General features: G+C 68.9%; 16 protein-coding genes. 1 reads left to right on the forward strand and 15 read right to left on the reverse strand.

Translation table 11 applies throughout. The annotated features are described in order from the left end of the window. Positions 1-16 precede the first annotated feature (16 nt). From recQ to OG257_RS16440, 15 genes are all read right to left on the reverse strand, one after another. Positions 17-2038, reverse strand: a complete 2022-nt coding sequence (recQ, locus tag OG257_RS16370; RefSeq protein WP_329208438.1) for a DNA helicase RecQ — start codon at positions 2036-2038, stop codon at positions 17-19. Between the two features lie 136 nt (positions 2039-2174). After that, positions 2175-3842 carry an NADH-quinone oxidoreductase subunit NuoN gene (gene nuoN, locus OG257_RS16375; protein WP_329208439.1) on the reverse strand — a complete coding sequence of 556 codons (1668 nt, stop codon included), beginning with the start codon at positions 3840-3842 and terminating at the stop codon, positions 2175-2177. After that, complete coding sequence (locus OG257_RS16380) at positions 3839-5410, reverse strand: NADH-quinone oxidoreductase subunit M (protein ID WP_329208440.1); 1572 nt, start codon at positions 5408-5410, stop codon at positions 3839-3841. The genes nuoN and OG257_RS16380 overlap by 4 nt, the downstream gene beginning before the upstream one ends. Positions 5411-5414: 4 nt before the next feature. Beyond that, positions 5415-7310 (reverse strand): NADH-quinone oxidoreductase subunit L, encoded by a 1896-nt coding sequence (gene nuoL, locus OG257_RS16385; RefSeq protein ID WP_329208441.1) that lies wholly within the window; start codon positions 7308-7310, stop codon positions 5415-5417. Positions 7311-7322: 12 nt separating this feature from the next. Continuing rightward, positions 7323-7622, reverse strand: coding sequence for an NADH-quinone oxidoreductase subunit NuoK (gene nuoK, locus OG257_RS16390; protein ID WP_307539564.1), 300 nt, complete (start codon positions 7620-7622; stop codon positions 7323-7325). Continuing rightward, complete coding sequence (locus OG257_RS16395; RefSeq protein ID WP_329208442.1) at positions 7619-8455, reverse strand: NADH-quinone oxidoreductase subunit J; 837 nt, start codon at positions 8453-8455, stop codon at positions 7619-7621. The genes nuoK and OG257_RS16395 overlap by 4 nt, the downstream gene beginning before the upstream one ends. Continuing rightward, positions 8452-9048, reverse strand: a complete 597-nt coding sequence (nuoI, locus tag OG257_RS16400; protein WP_329208443.1) for an NADH-quinone oxidoreductase subunit NuoI — start codon at positions 9046-9048, stop codon at positions 8452-8454. The genes OG257_RS16395 and nuoI overlap by 4 nt, the downstream gene beginning before the upstream one ends. Beyond that, the gene (gene nuoH / locus OG257_RS16405; RefSeq protein ID WP_329208444.1) at positions 9041-10444 is read right to left on the reverse strand and encodes an NADH-quinone oxidoreductase subunit NuoH; all 1404 of its coding nucleotides are present in this window, start codon (positions 10442-10444) and stop codon (positions 9041-9043) included. The genes nuoI and nuoH overlap by 8 nt, the downstream gene beginning before the upstream one ends. Continuing rightward, positions 10441-12945 carry an NADH-quinone oxidoreductase subunit G gene (locus OG257_RS16410; RefSeq protein WP_329208445.1) on the reverse strand — a complete coding sequence of 835 codons (2505 nt, stop codon included), beginning with the start codon at positions 12943-12945 and terminating at the stop codon, positions 10441-10443. The genes nuoH and OG257_RS16410 overlap by 4 nt, the downstream gene beginning before the upstream one ends. After that, positions 12942-14315 (reverse strand): NADH-quinone oxidoreductase subunit NuoF, encoded by a 1374-nt coding sequence (gene nuoF, locus OG257_RS16415; protein ID WP_329208446.1) that lies wholly within the window; start codon positions 14313-14315, stop codon positions 12942-12944. Before nuoF ends, OG257_RS16410 begins: the two co-directional genes overlap by 4 nt. Then, positions 14315-15130 carry an NADH-quinone oxidoreductase subunit NuoE gene (gene nuoE, locus OG257_RS16420; protein ID WP_329215135.1) on the reverse strand — a complete coding sequence of 272 codons (816 nt, stop codon included), beginning with the start codon at positions 15128-15130 and terminating at the stop codon, positions 14315-14317. The genes nuoF and nuoE overlap by 1 nt, the downstream gene beginning before the upstream one ends. A 29-nt stretch (positions 15131-15159) precedes the next feature. Continuing rightward, on the reverse strand, positions 15160-16482 hold the full coding sequence (locus OG257_RS16425; protein ID WP_329208447.1) for an NADH-quinone oxidoreductase subunit D: 1323 nt from the start codon (positions 16480-16482) through the stop codon (positions 15160-15162). Then, positions 16482-17192, reverse strand: coding sequence for an NADH-quinone oxidoreductase subunit C (locus OG257_RS16430; RefSeq protein WP_329208448.1), 711 nt, complete (start codon positions 17190-17192; stop codon positions 16482-16484). The genes OG257_RS16425 and OG257_RS16430 overlap by 1 nt, the downstream gene beginning before the upstream one ends. Next, positions 17189-17743, reverse strand: coding sequence for a NuoB/complex I 20 kDa subunit family protein (locus tag OG257_RS16435; protein WP_014154689.1), 555 nt, complete (start codon positions 17741-17743; stop codon positions 17189-17191). Before OG257_RS16435 ends, OG257_RS16430 begins: the two co-directional genes overlap by 4 nt. A gap of 18 nt (positions 17744-17761) precedes the next feature. Continuing rightward, complete coding sequence (locus tag OG257_RS16440; RefSeq protein ID WP_003992243.1) at positions 17762-18121, reverse strand: NADH-quinone oxidoreductase subunit A; 360 nt, start codon at positions 18119-18121, stop codon at positions 17762-17764. A 935-nt stretch (positions 18122-19056) separates the two neighbouring features. Between OG257_RS16440 and OG257_RS16445 the strand changes: the two genes are divergently transcribed. Next, positions 19057-19869 carry a C40 family peptidase gene (locus OG257_RS16445; RefSeq protein WP_329208449.1) on the forward strand — a complete coding sequence of 271 codons (813 nt, stop codon included), beginning with the start codon at positions 19057-19059 and terminating at the stop codon, positions 19867-19869. Positions 19870-19930: the final 61 nt, after the last annotated feature.

The following is a 19930-nucleotide window of genomic DNA, read 5'->3' on the forward strand; positions in this document are numbered from 1 at the left end:
GCCGCCCGTCACGCGCTCAGTCGAACTCAGGCGGCTCCTCGTCCCAGCCGAAGTGCGCATCCGTGTGCTGATCCGCCCGTTCTGCCCGCACCGGCTCCGCGGCGCGTGCGGCCTCCGGCTGCGGCGGAACCGCGGCGGCGGGCCGGGACACCGGTTCCGGCACGGCGGGGGCACTGTCGGCGCCCGGCTCGACGTCTCCCAGCCCGGCCAGCACCTCCAGGACGCCCTCGCCGTACGTCGCCAGCTTCTTCTCGCCCAGGCCGCTGATCCCGCCCAGCTCCGCGAGCGAACCGGGGCGCAGCGCGGCGATCTCCCGCAGCGTCGCGTCGTGGAAGATCACGTACGCCGGGAGGCCCAGCTCCTTCGCCTGGGCACCGCGCCAGGCACGCAGCGCCTCGAAGACCGGGACGGCCTCGGCCGGCAGGTCCGCCACGGCCGCGGCCGACTTGCCCTTGCGCTCGCCCCTCGCCGACTTGGCCGTCGGCTTCTTCGGCTCCTTACGCAGCAGTACCTCGCGCTCCCGGCCGAGCACGGAACCGCTCTCCTCCGTCAGCACCAGCGTGCCGTACTCGCCCTCGACGGCGAGCAGCCCCTGGGCCAGCAGCTGGCGCACCACACCACGCCACTCCGCCTCGGCCAGCTCCTCGCCGATGCCGAAGACCGAGAGCTGGTCGTGGTCGAACTGGATGATCTTCGCCGTCTTGCGGCCCAGCAGGATGTCGATGATCTGGCCGGCCCCGAACTTCTGCCCGCGCTCCCGCTTCAGCCGGACCACGGTGGACAGCAGCTTCTGCGCGACCACCGTGCCGTCCCAGGTCTCGGGCGGGGTGAGGCAGGTGTCGCAGTTGCCGCAGCTCTCGGAGCCGGGCTCCTGGCCGAAGTACGTCAGGAGCTGGGCGCGGCGGCACTGGACGGTCTCGCAGAGCGCCAGCATCGAGTCGAGGTGCGCGGCGGCCCGGCGCCGGAACGCCTCGTCGCCCTCGCCGCCCTGGATCAGCTTGCGCTGCTGGACGACGTCCTGGAGTCCGTACGCCATCCAGGCCGTGGAGGGCGCACCGTCACGGCCCGCGCGTCCTGTCTCCTGGTAGTAGCCCTCGACGGACTTCGGCAGATCGAGGTGGGCGACGAAGCGCACGTCGGGCTTGTCGATGCCCATGCCGAAGGCGATGGTCGCGACGACGACCAGGCCCTCCTCGCGCAGGAAGCGCGACTGGTGCTCGGCGCGCATCGAGGCGTCCAGGCCCGCGTGGTACGGCACGGCCTCGATGCCGTTGCGGCAGAGGTACTCGGCGGTCTTCTCCGTCGAATTGCGCGACAGGCAGTAGACGATGCCCGCGTCCCCGGGGTGCTCCTCCTTGAGGAAGGTGAGCAGCTGCTTCTTCGGGTCGGACTTCCCCACGACGCGGTACTGGATGTTGGGCCGGTCGAAGCTGGCCACGAAGTGCCTGGCCTCGGGCATGCCCAGGCGCTGGGTGATCTCCTGGTGCGTGGCGTCGGTCGCCGTGGCCGTGAGCGCGATGCGCGGTACGTCGGGCCAGCGCTCGCCCAGGACGGACAGGGCCAGGTAGTCGGGGCGGAAGTCGTGGCCCCACTGGGCGACGCAGTGCGCCTCGTCGATCGCGAAGACGGAGATCTCGCCGCGGGCGAGCAGCGAGAGGGTGGAGTCCAGGCGCAGCCGCTCCGGGGCCAGGTACAGCAGGTCGAGCTCGCCCGCCAGGAACTGGGCCTCCATCGAGCGGCGCTCGTCGAAGTCCTGCGTGGAGTTCATGAAGCCGGCGCGGACACCGAGCGCGCGCAGGGCGTCCACCTGGTCCTGCATGAGAGCGATCAGTGGAGAGACCACGACGCCGGTACCCGGCCTGACCAGGGCGGGGATCTGGTAGCAGAGGGACTTGCCGCCGCCGGTGGGCATGAGCACGACCGCGTCGCCGCCGGCGACCACGTGCTCGATCACCGCACCCTGCTCGCCGCGGAACGCCTCGTACCCGAACACCCGGTGCAGGGTCTGCTGCGCGGCGCTCTCGGTCGTCACACTCATCGTTCCGTTCCGCCCGTCCGTGCCGTCCGTGTCGCTGTCCAACCGTCCACAGCAACCATAGGCGCCACGTACGACAACGCCGGACGGGTTTGACTTCCAGGGCCCGTCCGGCGTTGTCGCAGCGCTTCTCACGCGGTTACCGCACGAAGACTCCCGCCTGGCTCGCCAGGTCCAGGAAGTACTGCGGGGCCAGGCCCAGCACCAGGGTGACCGCGACGCCGACCGCGATCGTCGTCATCGTCAGCGGGGACGGGACGGCGACCGTGGGGCCATCGGCCTTCGGCTCGCTGAAGAACATCAGGACGATGACGCGGATGTAGAAGAACGCGGCGATGGCCGACGAGATCACACCGACCACGACCAGGCCGCCCGCACCGTTGTCCGCCGCCGCCTTGAAGACGGCGAACTTCCCGGAGAAGCCCGAGGTGAGCGGAATACCGGCGAAGGACAGCAGGAACACGGCGAAGACCGCCGCGGTCAGCGGCGAGCGCCGGCCGAGACCGGCCCACTGCGACAGATGCGTCGCCTCGCCCCCCGCGTCCCGCACCAGGGTGACGACGGCGAAGGCGCCGACGGTCACGAAGGAGTAGACGCCGAGGTAGAAGAGGACCGAGGAGATGCCCTCCGGACTGGCCGCGATGACACCCGCGAGGATGAAGCCCGCGTGCGCGATCGAGGAGTAGGCCAGCAGCCGCTTGATGTCGGTCTGGGTGATCGCGACGATCGCGCCGCCCAGCATCGTGACGATCGCGACGCCCCACATGACGGGGCGCAGGTCCCAGGTGAGACCCGGCAGCACCACGTACAGCAGGCGCAGCAGGGCGCCGAACGCGGCGACCTTCGTCGCCGCCGCCATGAAGCCCGTGACCGGCGTCGGCGCACCCTGGTACACGTCCGGGGTCCACATGTGGAACGGGACCGCGCCGACCTTGAACAGCAGGCCCATCAGGATCATCGCGCCGCCGATCAGCAGCAGCACGTCGTTGCCCATGGTGTCCGCGAGCGCCGGGTTGATCTCCTGGACGGTGCCGTCCACGACGTTCGCGATACCGGCGTACGAGACGGTGCCCGCGTATCCGTAGAGCAGGGCGATGCCGAAGAGCAGGAACGCCGAGGAGAAGGCCCCGAGCAGGAAGTACTTCACCGCGGCCTCCTGCGACATCAGCCGCTTGCGGCGGGCGACGGCGCACAGGAGGTAGAGCGGGAGGGAGAAGACCTCGAGCGCGATGAAGAGGGTCAGCAGGTCGTTGGCGGCCGGGAAGACCAGCATGCCGGCGACGGAGAAGAGGACCAGCGGGAAGACCTCGGTCGTGGTGAACCCGGCCTTGACCGCGGCCTTCTCGCCGTCGCTGCCGGGGACCGAACCGGCCTGTGCGGCGAAGGAGTCCACGCGGTTGCCGTGCGCGGCGGGGTCCAGGCGCCGCTCGGCGAAGGTGAAGACGGAGACCATCGAGACGAGCAGGATGGTGCCCTGCAGGAACAGCGCGGGGCCGTCGACGGCGACGGCGCCCATCGCGGCGATCTGCGCGTTCTTCCCCGCGTACCCGTCGGCCGCGAGCCCCAGGACCGCGGCGAACGCGGCACCGAGGGCGACGACCGTCAGGAAGACCTGGGTGGTGTAGCGGGCCCTGCGCGGGACGAAGGCCTCCACCAGGATTCCCAGGACGGCGACGCCGATCACGATCAGGACGGGCGCCAGTTGGGCGTACTCGATGGTCGGCGCGGTGAACTTGTCGCCCGCGGCAGCCGTTGTCACCCCGCCGCCCGCCGTCGTCCACAGGCTGTGGACAGCTGTTGCGCTCACTTGGCGGCCTCCACCTCGGGCTGGGGGTCCTTCTTCTGTACGTCGTGCATGGTGTGCTGCACTGCCGGGTTGACGACTTCCGTGAGCGGCTTCGGGAAGACACCCAGGAAGATCAGCAGGGCGATCAGCGGCAGGGCGACCGCCAGTTCACGGACCTTGAGGTCCGGCATGCTCCGGACCGCCTCCGTGACCGGTCCCGTCATCGTCCGCTGGTAGAGGACGAGGACGTACAGCGCGGCGAGCACGATGCCGACGGTCGCGATGATGCCGACCACCGGGTACGCGCTGAACGCGCCGACCAGGACGAGGAACTCACTGACGAACGGGGCGAGGCCGGGCAGCGACAGCGTCGCGAGACCACCGATGAGGAACGTCCCCGCCAGCACCGGTGCCACCTTCTGCACCCCGCCGTAGTCGGCGATGAGCCGCGAGCCGCGCCGCGTGATCAGGAATCCGGCGACCAGCATCAGCGCGGCCGTAGAGAGCCCGTGGTTGACCATGTAGAGCGTGGCGCCCGACTGGCCCTGGCTCGTCATCGCGAAGATGCCGAGCACGATGAAGCCGAAGTGCGAGATCGACGCGTAGGCGATGAGCCGCTTGATGTCGCGCTGGCCAACGGCGAGCAGCGCCCCGTAGATGATGGAGATCAGCGCGAGGACGAGAATCACCGGCGTCGCCCACTTGCTGGCCTCCGGGAACAGCTGGAGGCAGAAGCGGAGCATCGCGAAGGTGCCGACCTTGTCGACGACCGCGGTGATCAGGACGGCCACCGGGGTGGTCGCCTCGCCCATGGCGTTGGGCAGCCAGGTGTGCAGCGGCCACAGCGGGGCCTTCACCGCGAAGGCGAAGAAGAAGCCGAGGAACAGCCACCGCTCGGTGCTGCTCGCCATCTCCAGCGAACCGTTGGCCCGGGCCTCGGCGATCTCGGAGAGCGAGAAGCTCCCCGCGACCACGTAGAGCCCGATGACGGCGGCCAGCATGATCAGCCCGCCGGCCAGGTTGTAGAGGAGGAACTTCACGGCCGCGTAGCTGCGCTGCGCCGCCGCGTTCTCGTCGCTGCCCGTGTGCGCCCGGTCCCCGAAGCCGCCGATGAGGAAGTACATCGGGATGAGCATGGCTTCGAAGAGGATGTAGAAGAGGAAGACGTCGGTGGCCTCGAAGGAGAGGATCACCATCGCTTCGACCATCAGGATGAGGGCGAAGAAGCCCTGGGTGGGCCTCCAGCGGGAGGACTTCGTCTCCAGGGGGTCGGCGTCGTGCCAGCCGGCCAGGATGACGAAGGGGATCAGCAGCGCGGTGAGCGCGAGGAGCGCCACCCCGATGCCGTCGACGCCCAGCTCGTACCGGACGCCGAAGTCCTTGATCCAGGCGTGCGATTCGGTCAGCTGGTAGCGGTCGCCGCCCGGTTCGAAGCGGGCGAACACGATGCCCGCGAGGACGAGCGTGCCGAGCGAGACGATCAGCGCGAGCCATTTGGCCGCGGTGCGCTGTGCGGCGGGGACGGCGGCGGTGGCGATCGCGCCGATCGCCGGGAGCGCCGCCGTCGCTGTCAGGAGGGGAAAGGACATGTGATCAGACCGCCCTCATCAGCAGGGTTGCGGCGATGAGGACCGCCGCACCGCCGAACATCGAGACCGCGTAGGAGCGGGCATAGCCGTTCTGCAGCTTGCGCAGCCGGCCGGAGAGCCCGCCCATCGAGGCGGCCGTGCCGTTGACGACGCCGTCGACCAGGGTGTGGTCGACGTAGACCAGGGAGCGGGTGAGGTGCTCGCCGCCGCGGACCAGGACCACATGGTTGAAGTCGTCCTGGTAGAGGTCGCGACGGGCGGCCCTGGTGAGCAGCGAGCCGCGCGGGGCGACGACGGGGACGGGCCTGCGCCCGTACACGAACCAGGCGATGGCGACACCGATGACGAGCACCACCATGGTGGCGGCGGTGACGGTGGTCGCGCTGACGGGTGCGTGTCCGTGGTCGTGTCCGGTGACGGGCTCAAGCCAGTGCATGAACCGGTCGCCGATGGAGAAGAAGCCTCCGGCGAAGACCGACCCGAAGGCCAGCACCACCATCGGGATCGTCATCGACTTCGGTGACTCGTGCGGGTGCGGGTCGTGGCCCTCCGCGTCGGGCTGCCAGCGCTTCTCGCCGAAGAACGTCATCAGCATCACCCGCGTCATGTAGAACGCGGTGATCGCGGCGCCGAGCAGGGCGACGGAGCCGAGGATCCAGCCCTCCGTGCCGCCCTTCGCGAAGGCCGCCTCGATGATCTTGTCCTTGGAGAAGAAGCCGGACAGGCCGGGGAAGCCGATGATCGCGAGGTAGCCGAGGCCGAAGGTGATAAAGGTGACCGGCATGTACTTCCGCAGGCCGCCGTACTTCCGCATGTCGACCTCGTCGTTCATGCCGTGCATGACCGAACCGGCGCCGAGGAAGAGACCGGCCTTGAAGAAGCCGTGCGTCACCAGGTGCATGATCGCGAAGACGTAGCCGATGGGGCCGAGACCCGCGGCCAGGACCATGTAGCCGATCTGCGACATGGTCGACCCGGCGAGGGCCTTCTTGATGTCGTCCTTGGCGCAACCGACGATCGCACCGAAGAGGAGCGTGACCGCACCGACGACCACGACGACCAGCTGGGCGTCGGGCGCCGCGTTGAAGATCGCGCCGGAGCGGACGATGAGGTAGACGCCCGCGGTCACCATGGTGGCGGCGTGGATGAGGGCGGAGACCGGGGTCGGGCCCTCCATCGCGTCACCGAGCCAGGACTGCAGCGGGACCTGGGCGGACTTGCCGCAGGCCGCCAGGAGCAGCATCAGGCCGATCGCGGTCAGCTTGCCCTCGCTCGCCCCGTCGGTCGCGGCGAACACCGGTCCGAAGGCGAAGGTGCCGAAGGTGGTGAACATCAGCATGATCGCGATCGACAGGCCCATGTCGCCGACCCTGTTGACCAGGAAGGCCTTCTTGGCGGCGGTGGCCGCGCTGGGCTTGTGCTGCCAGAAGCCGATGAGCAGGTACGACGCCAGACCGACGCCCTCCCACCCGACGTACAGGAGCAGGTAGTTGTCGGCGATGACCAGCAGGAGCATCGCCGCGAGGAACAGGTTCAGGTAGCCGAAGAAGCGGCGGCGGCGCTCGTCGTGCTCCATGTAGCCGATCGAGTAGATGTGGATCAGTGTGCCCACACCCGTGATCAGCAGGACGAACGTCATCGACAGCTGGTCGAGCTGGAAGGCCACGTCGGCCTGGAAGCCCTCGACGGGAATCCAGCTGTACAGCATCTGGTGCAGGGCGCGGTCGTCGGCGCTCCTGCCCAGCATGTCGATGAACAGCACCACGCCGACGACGAAGGCCGCGGCGGAGAACAGCGTGCCGAGCCAGTGGCCGGCCCGGTCGAGCCGGCGGCCCCCGCACAGCAGGACCACCGCTCCGAGCAGGGGCGCCGCGACCAGCAGCGCAATCAGGTTTTCCACGATTCCGACCCCTTACAGCTTCATCAGGCTGGCGTCGTCGACCGAGGCCGAGTGGCGGGAGCGGAACAGCGACACGATGATCGCGAGCCCGACGACGACCTCAGCGGCGGCGACGACCATCGTGAAGAAGGCGATGATCTGGCCGTCGAGGTTTCCGTGCATCCGGGAGAACGCGACGAACGCGAGGTTGCAGGCGTTGAGCATCAGCTCCACGCACATGAACACCACGATCGCGTTCCGCCTGATCAGGACGCCGGAGGCGCCGATCGTGAACAAAAGGGCCGCGAGGTAGAGGTAGTTGACCGGATTCACTTGGCGACCTCCTCCCCTTCTTCTTCGTGGTCACGGCCCAGCCGTTCCCCGGAGCGCTGTTCCAGCGCCTTGAGGTCGGCGAGCGACTCGGTCGACACGTCCCGGATCTGGCCGCGCCGGCGCAGCGTCTGCATGACGGTGAGCTCGGAAGCGGTGCCGTCCGGGAGCAGTCCGGCGATGTCCACCGCGTTGTGCCGGGCGTAGACACCCGGGGCGGGGAGCGGCGGGAGGTGGTTGCTGCGCACCCGGTCCTGGGACATCTCCCGCTGCGTCTTGGCGCGTTCGGTGCGCTCGCGGTGCGTCAGGAGCATCGCGCCGACGGTCGCCGTGATGAGCAGGGCGCCCGTGATCTCGAACGCGAAGACGTACTTGGTGAAGATGAGGTTGGCGAGGCCCTCGACGTTCCCGCCGTGCTGGGCGTTCGCCGCGCCGAGGCCGTTGAAGCCGGCCAGGGAGGCCTGGCCGATGCCGGCGATCAGCAGGACGCCGAAGCCGAGTCCGCATCCGGCGGCCAGCCAGCGCTGGCCCTTGATGGTCTCCTTCAGCGAGTCGGCCGCCGTGACGCCGACGAGCATGACCACGAAGAGGAACAGCATCATGATCGCGCCGGTGTAGACGACGACCTGGACGATGCCCAGGAAGTAGGCGCCGTTGGCGAGGTAGAAGACCGCCAGCACGATCATGGTGCCGGCGAGCGACAGTGCGCTGTGCACCGCCTTCTTCATCAGGACGGTGGAGAGCGCGCCGATGACGGCGACGGTGCCGAGCAGCCAGAACTGGACGGCCTCGGGGGTGGAGGTCGTGGAGGCCGCGGCGGCCAGACCGGAGGTCATGCGTCCACCTCCTTGTCGGCTTCGCCCTTGGAGACGGCGGTCTGACGCTCCGTACCGGGTGCGGCCTCGCTCACGAGACCGCGGTAGTAGTCCTGCTCGTCCATGCCGGGGAAGATCGCGTGCGGGCTGTCGACCATGCCTTCCTCCAGCCCCGCGAGCAGCTCGTCCTTGGTGTAGATGAGGCTCTCGCGGGTGGTGTTGGCGAGCTCGAACTCGTTGGTCATCGTGAGCGCCCGGGTGGGGCACGCCTCGATGCAGAGCCCGCACAGGATGCAGCGCGCGTAGTTGATCTGGTAGACGCGGCCGTAGCGCTCCCCCGGGGAGTAGCGCTCCTCCTCGGTGTTGTCCGCGCCCTCCACGTAGATGGCGTCCGCCGGACACGCCCAGGCGCACAGTTCGCAGCCGACGCACTTCTCCAGGCCGTCGGGGTGACGGTTGAGCTGGTGCCGGCCGTGGAAGCGCGGCGCCGTCACCTTCGGCGTCTCCGGGTACTGCTCGGTCAGCCGCTTCTTGAACATGGCCTTGAAGGTCACGCCGAAGCCGGCCACAGGATTCTGGAACTTCTCCCCTGAGGGTTCTGATGACTCAGACACCGTCAGCCTCCTTTCCGTCACTCGCGTGTTCGTCACTCTGAGTATCGGGTCCGCCACTGACAACGAGCTCCCGCTCGCGGCGCGGCCTGCGGCGCGGTACCGGCGGCAGGCTCTGCCCGGGCAGCGGCGGTACCGGGAATCCGCCCGCCATCGGGTCGAACGCCGGCTCCGGCTCGGCGGCCGCTTCGGCTTCCTTCGCCTTGCGGTCCCGGAAGATGTCCACGACGAAGGAGATCAGCAGGATCGCGATCACGGCCCCTGCGACGTACAGCACGATCTTCGAGAAGTCGTAGCCCTCGTTGCGCAGCGCCCTGACCGTGGCCACCAGCATCAGCCAGACCACGGAGACCGGGATCAGGACCTTCCAGCCGAGCTTCATCAGCTGGTCGTAGCGGACCCTGGGCAGGGTGCCGCGCAGCCAGATGAAGAAGAACAGCAGCAGCTGGACCTTGATGACGAACCAGAGCATCGGCCACCAGCCGTGGTTCGCGCCCTCCCAGAAGGTGCTGATCGGGTACGGAGCCCGCCAGCCGCCCAGGAACAGGGTCACGGAGACCGCGGAGACGGTGACCATGTTGACGTACTCGGCGAGCATGAACATCGCGAACTTGATCGAGGAGTACTCGGTGTTGAAGCCGCCGACGAGGTCGCCCTCGGACTCCGGCATGTCGAACGGGGCGCGGTTGGTCTCCCCGACCATCGTGACGACGTAGATGATGAAGGAGACCGGCAGCAGGATGATGAACCAGCGGTCCTCCTGCGCCTCCACGATCTTCGAGGTCGACATCGACCCGGAGTAGAGGAACACCGAGGCGAAGGCGGCGCCCATCGCGATCTCGTAGCTGATCATCTGGGCGCAGGAGCGCAGACCGCCGAGCAGCGGGTACGTCGATCCGGAGGACCAGCCGGCCAGCACGATGCCGTAGATGCCGACGGAGGCGACCGCGAGGATGTACAGCATCGCGATCGGCAGGTCGGTCAGCTGCATCGTCGTGCGCTGCCCGAAGATCGAGACCTCGTTGCCCGACGGGCCGAACGGGATCACCGCGATCGCCATGAACGCCGGTGCGGCGGCGATGATCGGGGCCAGGACGTAGACGACCTTGTCGGCCCGCTTGACGATGACGTCTTCCTTCAGCATCAGCTTGATGCCGTCGGCGAGCGACTGGAGCATGCCCCAGGGGCCGTGCCGGTTCGGGCCGATGCGCAGCTGCATCCAGGCGACGACCTTGCGCTCCCACACGATGGAGAAGAGCACGGTCACCATCAGGAACGCGAAGCAGAAGACCGCCTTGACGACGACGAGCCACCACGGGTCCGTGCCGAACATCGAGAGGTCCTCGGCGGCGAGTACGGCGCCGTGCGGTGCCGCGGCGAGTTGAGCGAGGCCAGTCACGCTCGCACCTCCGGTGTCTCTGCGGGGCTTCCGGCGGCCGGACCGATCCGGACCAGTCCGCCCGGCTGTACTCCGGTGTCGGCGGGAACGCCCCGGCCGACGGAGTTGAGGGGCACCCACACCACCCGGTCCGGCATGTCGGTGACCGCCAGCGGGAGTTCGGTGGTGCCGGCGGGTCCGGTGACGGCCAGCAGGTCGCCGTCCTTCACCCCGGTCTCGGCCGCGGTGGCGGCGGAGAGCCGTGCGACGGCCGCGTGCCGGGTACCGGCCAGCGCCTCGTCGCCCTCCTGCAGCCGGCCCCGGTCGAGCAGCATCCGGTGGCCCGCGAGTACGGCTTCGCCGTCACCGGCGCCGGGCACCGGCCGGGACGTCGCCCGGGGGTCCTCGGCGTGGGTGCCCTGCCAGCCACCGAGGCGGTCGAGCTCGCGCCGCGCCGCCCTCAGGTCCGGCAGTGCGAGGTGCACGTCGAGCGCGTCGGCGAGCATGTGCAGGACCCGCGCGTCGGTCGGGCAGAGTGTGCGCGGCAGCTGCTCGGGCTTCAGCGCGGCTTCGAACATCCGCGCCCTGCCCTCCCAGTTGAGGAACGTGCCGGGCTTCTCCGCGACCGCGGCGACGGGCAGGACCACGTCGGCCCGCTCGGTGACCGCGCCGGGGCGCAGCTCCAACGAGACCAGGAAGCCGACCTCGTCCAGCGCCCGGAGGGCACCGGCCGGGTCGGGCAGGTCCTCGGGGTCCACACCGGCGACCAGCAGCGCGGCCAGCTCGCCGGTGGCCGCGGCCTCGACGATCTGGCCGGTGTCTCGGCCGAAGCGGGACGGGAGTTCGGCGACGCCCCAGACGGACGCCACCTCCTCCCTGGCCCGCGGGTCGGTCGCCGGACGGCCGCCGGGCAGCAGCGACGGGAGCGCGCCCGCCTCCACCGCACCGCGTTCGCCGGCCCGCCGCGGAATCCACACGAGCGTGGCACCGGTGGCGGCGGCGGTCCGTACGACGGCGGTCAGCGCACCGGGGACCCCGGCGAGCCGTTCGCCCACCACGATCAGCGAGCCTTCACCGCGCAGCGCCTCGGCGGCGAGGGCACCGTCACCCTCCAGTCCGACTCCGCCCGCGAGCGCGTCCAGCCACTCGGTCTCGGTACCGGGGGCGGCGGGGAGCAGGGTGCCGCCCGCCTTCTCCAGTCCGCGCGTGGCGTGCGAGGCGAGCGCGAACGTCCGCTGCCCGTGCTTGCGGTGGGCCTTGCGCAGCCGCAGGAAGACGCCGGGCGCCTCCTCCTCGGACTCGAAACCGGCCAGCAGGACCGCCGGGGCCTTCTCCAGCGAGGTGTACGTGACTCCGCTGCCGTCCAGGTCTCGCCCGCGACCTGCCACCCGCGCGGCCAGGAAGTCGGCTTCCTCGCTGCTGTGGATCCGGGCGCGGAAGTCGATGTCGTTCGTACCGAGGGCGATCCGCGCGAACTTGCTGTACGCGTAGGCGTCCTCGACGGTGAGCCGGCCGCCGGTGAGGACACCGGCCCTGCCGCGGGCGGCCGAGAGACCGGTTGCCGCTGCCGCCAGTGCCTCGGGCCAGCTCGCCGTTTCGAGCACCCCGTCCGCGTTGCGTACGAGCGGAGTGGTGAGCCGGTCACGCTGCTGCGCGTAGCGGAATCCGAAGCGGCCCTTGTCGCAGAGCCATTCCTCGTTGACCTCGGGGTCGTTGGAGGCGAGCCGCCGCATGACCTTGCCGCGGCGGTGGTCGGTGCGGGTCGCGCAGCCTCCCGCGCAGTGCTCGCACACCGACGGCGTCGACACGAGGTCGAAGGGCCGGGAGCGGAAGCGGTACGCCGCCGAGGTGAGCGCTCCGACGGGGCAGATCTGGATGGTGTTGCCGGAGAAGTACGACTCGAAGGGGTCGCCCTGCCCGGTACCGACCTGCTGGAGCGCGCCACGCTCGATGAGTTCGATCATGGGGTCGCCCGCCACCTGGTTGGAGAACCGGGTGCAGCGCGCGCAGAGCACGCACCGCTCGCGGTCCAGCAGCACCTGGGTGGAGATCGGGACGGGCTTCTCGAAGGTGCGCTTCTTCCCGTCGAAGCGGGAGTCGGCGCCGCCGTGCGACATCGCCTGGTTCTGCAGGGGGCATTCGCCGCCCTTGTCGCAGACCGGGCAGTCCAGCGGGTGGTTGATGAGCAGGAGCTCCATCACACCCTTCTGGGCCTTCTCCGCGACCGGCGAGGTGATCTGCGACTTCACGACCATGCCGTCGGTGCACGTGATGGTGCAGGACGCCATCGGCTTGCGCTGGCCCTCGACCTCGACGATGCACTGCCTGCAGGCGCCGGCCGGGTCGAGGAGCGGGTGGTCGCAGAAGCGCGGGATCTCGATGCCGAGGAGCTCGGCGGCGCGGATGACCAGGGTGCCCTTGGGGACGCTGATCTCGATGCCGTCGATGGTCAGCGTGACCAGGTCCTCGGGCGGGATGGCCGCCTCGCCGCCCCCGGAGGGCGCACTCGTGGTGACTGTCATGCGTTCACCCCCCGGTGAGCGTTCTTGTCGTCTTTGTCGTCGGCCCAGAGGGTCGACCTGGCAGGATCGAAGGGGCAGCCCTTGCCCGTGATGTGCTGCTCGTACTCCTCGCGGAAGTACTTCAGCGAGGAGAAGATCGGCGAGGCGGCGCCGTCACCGAGGGCGCAGAACGACTTGCCGTTGATGTTGTCGGCGATGTCGTTCAGCTTGTCGAGGTCGGCCATCTCGCCCTTGCCGGCCTCGATGTCGCGGAGCAGCTGGACGAGCCAGTAGGTGCCCTCACGGCATGGCGTGCACTTGCCGCAGGACTCGTGGGCGTAGAACTCGGTCCAGCGGGTGACGGCCCGCACCACGCAGGTGGTCTCGTCGAAGCACTGCAGCGCCTTGGTACCGAGCATGGAGCCGGCGGCGCCGACGCCCTCGTAGTCCAGCGGGACGTCGAGGTGCTCCTCGGTGAACATCGGGGTGGAGGAGCCGCCGGGGGTCCAGAACTTCAGCCGGTGGCCGGCCCTGATGCCGCCGCTCATGTCGAGCAGCTGGCGCAGGGTGATGCCGAGCGGGGCCTCGTACTGGCCGGGGCTGGTGACGTGCCCGCTGAGCGAATACAGCGTGAAGCCCGGGGACTTCTCGCTGCCCATCGACTTGAACCAGTCCTTGCCCTTGTTCAGGATCGCGGGAACCGAGGCGATGGACTCGACGTTGTTCACCACAGTGGGACAGGCGTACAGACCGGCGACCGCGGGGAAGGGGGGACGCAGCCGGGGCTGGCCGCGGCGTCCTTCGAGCGAGTCGAGCAGCGCGGTCTCCTCACCGCAGATGTACGCACCGGCACCGGCGTGCACGGTGAGTTCCAGGTCGAGCCCGGGGCCGAGGGCGTCCTTCCCCAGGTACCCCGCCTCGTACGCCTCGCGCACGGCCTCGTGCAGCCTCCGCAGCACGGGGACGACTTCACCGCGCAGATAGATGAAGGCGTGCGACGACCTGATCGCGTAGCAGGCGATCACGATGCCCTCGATGAGGCTGTGCGGGTTCGCGAAGAGCAGCGGGATGTCCTTGCAGGTTCCCGGCTCCGACTCGTCGGCGTTGACGACCAGGTAGTGCGGCTTGCCGTCGCCCTGCGGGATGAACTGCCACTTCATCCCGGTGGGGAATCCGGCGCCGCCGCGCCCGCGCAGACCGGAGTCCTTGACGTACGCGATGAGGTCGTCCGGCGACATGGCCAGCGCCTTGCGCAGGCCCTCGTAGCCCTCGTGACGCCGGTAGGTGTCCAGCGTCCAGGACTCCGGTTCGTCCCAGAAGGCGGAGAGGACCGGTGCCAGGAGCTTCTCCGGGCTGGTCCCGTTCTTGTCGATCTCGGCTGCCAAGGTCATCACTCCCCCTCCTCGGCGGCGGGCCCGGCCGGGTGCTCCGGGTCGGAGGCCGAGGTCTGCTGCGGCGCGTCGTGCGAGCTGAGGTGCTCGGCACCCTTCTGCGGCTGGTCGCTCGGGGCCTCGCCCCGCGGGGCGACGACGCGCGGCTGCGGGGCGGCCTCGCCCTTGGCCAGCTTCAGCCCGACCAGTGAGGCGGCACCCGCTCCGCCGGTCGCCTCGACGGCACCGGGGCGCTCGTCGGGGAAGCCGGCCAGGATGCGGGCGGTCTCCTTGTACGTGCACAGGGGGGCGCCGCGGGTGGGTTCGACGGTCCGGCCGGCGATCAGGTCGTCGACGAGCTGCGTCGCGCTCTCCGGCGTCTGGTTGTCGAAGAACTCCCAGTTGACCATCACGACGGGCGCGAAGTCGCAGGCCGCGTTGCACTCGATGTGCTCGAGCGTGACCTTGCCGTCCTCGGTCGTCTCGTCGTTGCCGACGCCGAGGTGGTCCTTGAGCCGGTCGAAGATGGCGTCGCCGCCCATGACGGCGCACAGGGTGTTGGTGCAGACCCCGACCTGGTAGTCGCCGCTCGGCCGGCGCCGGTACATCGAGTAGAAGGTGGCGACCGCGGTGACCTCCGCGGTGGTGAGGCCGAGCAGTTCGGCGCAGAACGCCATGCCCGTACGGGAGACGAACCCCTCCTCGGACTGCACGAGGTGCAGCAGCGGCAGCAGCGCGGAGCGGCTGCCGGGGTAGCGGGCGATCACCTCCTTCGCGTCCGCTTCGAGCCGGGTGCGCACCTCGGCCGGGTAGGCGGGGGCGGGGAGCTGCGGCATCCCCAGGCTGACTTCTTGATTGGATGCGGTCACCGGTCGACGCCTCCCATCACGGGGTCGATGGACGCGACAGCGACGATGACGTCGGCGACCTGGCCGCCCTCGCACATCGCCGCCATGGCCTGCAGGTTGGTGAAGGACGGGTCGCGGAAGTGGACCCGGAAGGGCCGGGTGCCGCCGTCCGAGACCGCGTGCACGCCGAGCTCGCCCTTGGGGGACTCTATGGCCGTGTACGTCTGTCCGGCCGGGACCCGGAAGCCCTCGGTCACCAGCTTGAAGTGGTGGATCAGGGCCTCCATGGAGGTGCCCATGATCTTCTTGATGTGGTCGAGCGAGTTGCCGAGTCCGTCGGGTCCGAGCGCGAGCTGCGCGGGCCAGGCGATCTTCTTGTCGGCGACCATGACCGGGCCCGGCTCCAGCCGGTCCAGGCACTGCTCGACGATCCTGAGCGACTGGCGCATCTCCTCCAGGCGGATGAGGAAGCGGCCGTAGGCGTCGCAGGTGTCCGCGGTGGGCACGTCGAACTCGTAGTTCTCGTAGCCGCAGTACGGGTCGCTCTTGCGCAGGTCGTGCGGGAGTCCGGCGGACCTCAGGACCGGGCCGGTGGCGCCGAGCGCCACGCAGCCGGTCAGGTCGAGGTAGCCGACGTCCTGCATACGGGCCTTGAAGATGGGGTTGCCGGTCGCGAGCTTGTCGTACTCCGGCAGGTTCTTCTTCATGGTCTTGATGAACTCGCGGATCTGGTCGACCGCGCCCGGGGGCAGGTCCTGCGCCAGGCCGCCGGGCCGGATGAACGCGTGGTTCATCCGGAGGCCGGTGATCAGCTCGAAGAGATCGAGAACGAGTTCACGATCGCGGAAGCCGTAGATCATGATCGTCGTGGCGCCGAGTTCCATGCCGCCGGTGGCGATGCACACCAGGTGCGAGGAGATCCGGTTGAGCTCCATCAGGAGCACGCGCAGGACGGTGGCCCGGTCGGGGATCTGGTCCTCGATGCCGAGGAGCTTCTCCGTCCCGAGGCAGTACGCCGCCTCGTTGAAGAACGGGGTCAGGTAGTCCATGCGCGTGACGAAGGTGGTGCCCTGTGTCCAGTTCCGGAACTCGAGGTTCTTCTCGATGCCGGTGTGGAGATAGCCGATGCCGCAGCGGGCCTCTGTGACGGTCTCGCCGTCGATCTCCAGGATCAGCCGCAGCACGCCGTGCGTGGACGGGTGCTGGGGGCCCATGTTGACGATGATGCGTTCGTCGTCCGCCTTGGCCGCGGACTCGACGACCTCGTCCCAGTCGCCGCCGGTGACTGTATATACAGTCCCCTCGGTCGTGGCACGGGGTGTTGCGTGGGGAGTGGTCATCAGCTGTACGACCTCCGCTGGTCCGGAGCCGGGATCTGGGCGCCCTTGTACTCGACGGCGATGCCGCCGAGCGGATAGTCCTTGCGCTGCGGGAAGCCCTGCCAGTCGTCCGGCATCATGATCCGGGTGAGGGCGGGGTGCCCGTCGAAGATCAGCCCGAAGAAGTCGTAGGTCTCGCGCTCGTGCCAGTCGTTGGTCGGGTAGACCGCGACGAGGGACGGGATGTGCGGATCACTGTCCGGGGCGGACACCTCGAGGCGGATCAGCCGCCCGTGGGTGAGCGACCTCAGGTGGTAGACCGCGTGCAGCTCGCGGCCCTTGTCCCCGAGGAAGTGCACGCCGCTCACGCCCGTACAGAGCTCGAACCTCAGGGCGGGGTCGTCGCGCAGGGTGCGGGCCACGGTGAGCAGATGCTCGCGGGCGATGTGGAAGGTGAGTTCGCCCCGGTCGACGACCGTCTTCTCGATGGCGTTGGCGGGCAGCAGGTCCTGTTCCTCCAGGGCCCCCTCCAGCTCGTCGGCCACTTCGTCGAACCAGCCGCCGTAGGGGCGGGACGAGGCACCCGGCAGGGTCACGGTGCGGACGAGTCCGCCGTAGCCCGAGGTGTCGCCGCCGTTGTTGGCACCGAACATGCCCTTGCGTACGCCGATGACGTCGCCGGAGTCCTCGCGCGGCGCGGGCACTCCGTTGTTCTTCTGCTCGTCGCTCACCGCAGCAGCCCCTTCATCTCGATCAGGGGGAGTGCCTTGAGGGCCGCCTCCTCCGCCTCGCGGGCGGCCTCCTCCGCGTTGACCCCGAGCTTGGAGCCCTGGATCTTCTGGTGGAGTTTGAGGATGGCGTCGATCAGCATCTCGGGACGCGGCGGGCATCCCGGCAAATAGATATCGACCGGCACAATATGATCAACACCCTGCACAATGGCGTAATTGTTGAACATACCGCCCGATGACGCACAAACCCCCATGGAGATGACCCACTTGGGGCTCGGCATCTGGTCGTAGACCTGCCTCAGGACGGGCGCCATCTTCTGGCTGACCCGTCCCGCGACGATCATCAGATCCGCCTGCCGCGGCGATCCGCGGAAGACCTCCATCCCGAAACGGGCCAGGTCGTACCGCCCGGCTCCGGTCGTCATCATCTCGATGGCGCAGCAGGCGAGGCCGAAGGTGGCAGGGAAGACGGACGACTTCCGTACCCAGCCGGCGGCCTGCTCGACAGTGGTCAGCACAAAGCCGCTTGGCAGCTTCTCTTCGAGTCCCATGGTGTGCCCCTCAGCCCCTCAGTCCCATTCCAGGCCGCCCCGGCGCCACACATACGCGTAGGCGACGAAGACGGTGAGCACGAAGAGCAGCATCTCGACGAGCCCGAAGATCCCCAGGGCGTCGAAGGTGACCGCCCAGGGATAGAGGAAGACGATCTCGATGTCGAAGACGATGAACAGCATCGCCGTCAGGTAGTACTTGATCGGGAACCGGCCGCCTCCAGCTGGAGTGGGGGTGGGTTCGATACCGCACTCGTACGCTTCCAGCTTTGCTCGGTTGTACCGCTTTGGCCCGATAAGCGTGGCCATGACCACGGAGAAGATCGCAAAGCCTGCCCCGAGGGCGCCGAGCACGAGGATGGGCGCGTAGGCATTCACGCTCCTCGCTCCTTCCAGTCGTCCTTGACCGTTGGACCGCATCGGGCGACCGGCTCGCCACCTCACCAAGATCGTGCACATGTGAGGCAGTTCACAAGCCCGACTGCCCCGCATCCTATGCCTGCCGTCCTGTGATCTGCGACACGGGGTACGCCACCGTCTTTGTGATCTCCACCACCTGACGAACGATCATGAAGTCGGATGAGCGGTGATCTTCGTACGCGAAGCGGCCGAGTAGCTACGAGACGTGACATCCGGTGGCGTTACCGCTGGTCAAAGGCGCATGGCACTATCAATCGACAGCCACTACAAGCAAATTGGCGATGGACGCTCCGCCGGTGATATAGGAATCGGCACCGTCCGGCAGCCACCCGGACGTGGGGCTCGGGGTACCGATGTGGACAATGCGCACGCATTCACGAACTACCGGACGCACGGCCCCCGAACAGAGTGCTGACCGCCGACGGACCACGGACGGGACACCGGGGGATCGCGGGCGGGATACCGAAGGGGCGCCGGCGAGGTGCCGACCGGACGCCGACCCGACACCGACCGGGCGCCGACCCGACCCGGAACAAACGGACATGACTCACCAATAGGCCATCGAGCCGGAAGGGGCCGGCCGATTCCGCCCCCCACTCGGGACGCGGTCGCGCGGTTGCCTCTCACGCGGGAGTCATACTGTGACCTGCATCACTCCACCAACGCTTCAACAAAAGCGGGCTTGGCCATCGGTGTGAACGGATGGTAAGCGACGGGCAATTCGGGCGTATTGCTGAAACTCCGTGATCACGGCCGTGATGACGGGTGCCCGGTTTGCCCGTTACGGCGTCAATAAAGGCCTCAAATAAGCGGATTCAAAGATTCCGAACGTAACTGTGTCGCAACACACGTTTCTTGATGGGACCCCTACAGCCCTGATAGCGCTAGTACCCATGTCCCACACCGCTCACATACCCAGCCACCGGAAGCCCCGCCAAAGCGCCTCCAAGACGGCGCTGCGCGCCGGAGTTGCCGGTGGCGTCCTCAGCACCATCGCGGTCGCAGGTGCCGCCGGCCCGGCGCAGGCCGAGCCGGTGACCCAGACCATCGAGATGCCCACGATCACCGCCGGGCTCTCCACCGCAGTCGCCGCGTCCGCACAGGCCACGCAGCAGGTCGCCCTCGACCTCGAGACGCAGGCCGACGAGGACGCAGCGGCGGCCACCGCGGCCAAGACCGCCAAGAAGGCCAAGGCCGAGGCGATCCGCAAGGCAGAGGCCAAGAAGAAGGCAGAGGCGGCCGCCAAGGCCAAGGCGGAGGCCGCCGAGCGCGCCTCCCGCACCTCCGAGCGCACCACGCTCAGCGCCTCCTCGGGCTCTTCGGACTCCCCCTCCTACTCGTCGAACGCCACGGGCTCCGCGGCGTCCGTCGTCGCGTTCGCCCAGTCGCAGATCGGCGACGCGTACGTCTCCGGCGGCACCGGCCCCAACTCGTGGGACTGCTCGGGCCTCGTCCAGGCCGCGTTCCGCACGGTGGGCGTCGACCTGCCGCGTGTCTCGCAGAGCCAGTCGACGGCGGGCACCCAGGTCTCGCTCAGCAACCTGCAGCCCGGCGACATCCTGTACTGGGGCGGCGCGGGCAGCGCGTACCACGTCGGGATCTACGTGGGCGGCGGCCAGTTCGTCGGTGCGCAGAACTCCAGCACCGGTGTGGTGCAGAAGTCCCTGGACTACGACCCGCCGTCGGGCGCGGTCCGCGTTCTCTGATTCACAAGCTCCGGTAGACCGGACATCTGAGTACGGCCGCGGGCCGTCACTCCCCCGCTCG

The organism is Streptomyces sp. NBC_00683, from assembly GCF_036226745.1.
In the GTDB taxonomy this organism is placed as follows: Bacteria; Actinomycetota; Actinomycetes; order Streptomycetales; family Streptomycetaceae; genus Streptomyces.

Coding starts and splice junctions, on each gene's coding strand:
- nuoF (WP_329208446.1), bottom strand. CDS start 14,315: ATGACCTTGGCAGCCGAGATCGACAAGAACGGGACCAGCCCGGAGAAG.
- OG257_RS16445 (WP_329208449.1), top strand. CDS start 19,057: ATGTCCCACACCGCTCACATACCCAGCCACCGGAAGCCCCGCCAAAGC.
- OG257_RS16395 (WP_329208442.1), bottom strand. CDS start 8,455: ATGACCTCCGGTCTGGCCGCCGCGGCCTCCACGACCTCCACCCCCGAG.
- OG257_RS16425 (WP_329208447.1), bottom strand. CDS start 16,482: ATGACCACTCCCCACGCAACACCCCGTGCCACGACCGAGGGGACTGTA.
- OG257_RS16380 (WP_329208440.1), bottom strand. CDS start 5,410: ATGTCCTTTCCCCTCCTGACAGCGACGGCGGCGCTCCCGGCGATCGGC.
- OG257_RS16435 (WP_014154689.1), bottom strand. CDS start 17,743: ATGGGACTCGAAGAGAAGCTGCCAAGCGGCTTTGTGCTGACCACTGTC.
- OG257_RS16410 (WP_329208445.1), bottom strand. CDS start 12,945: ATGACAGTCACCACGAGTGCGCCCTCCGGGGGCGGCGAGGCGGCCATC.
- nuoE (WP_329215135.1), bottom strand. CDS start 15,130: ATGCCGCAGCTCCCCGCCCCCGCCTACCCGGCCGAGGTGCGCACCCGG.
- recQ (WP_329208438.1), bottom strand. CDS start 2,038: ATGAGTGTGACGACCGAGAGCGCCGCGCAGCAGACCCTGCACCGGGTG.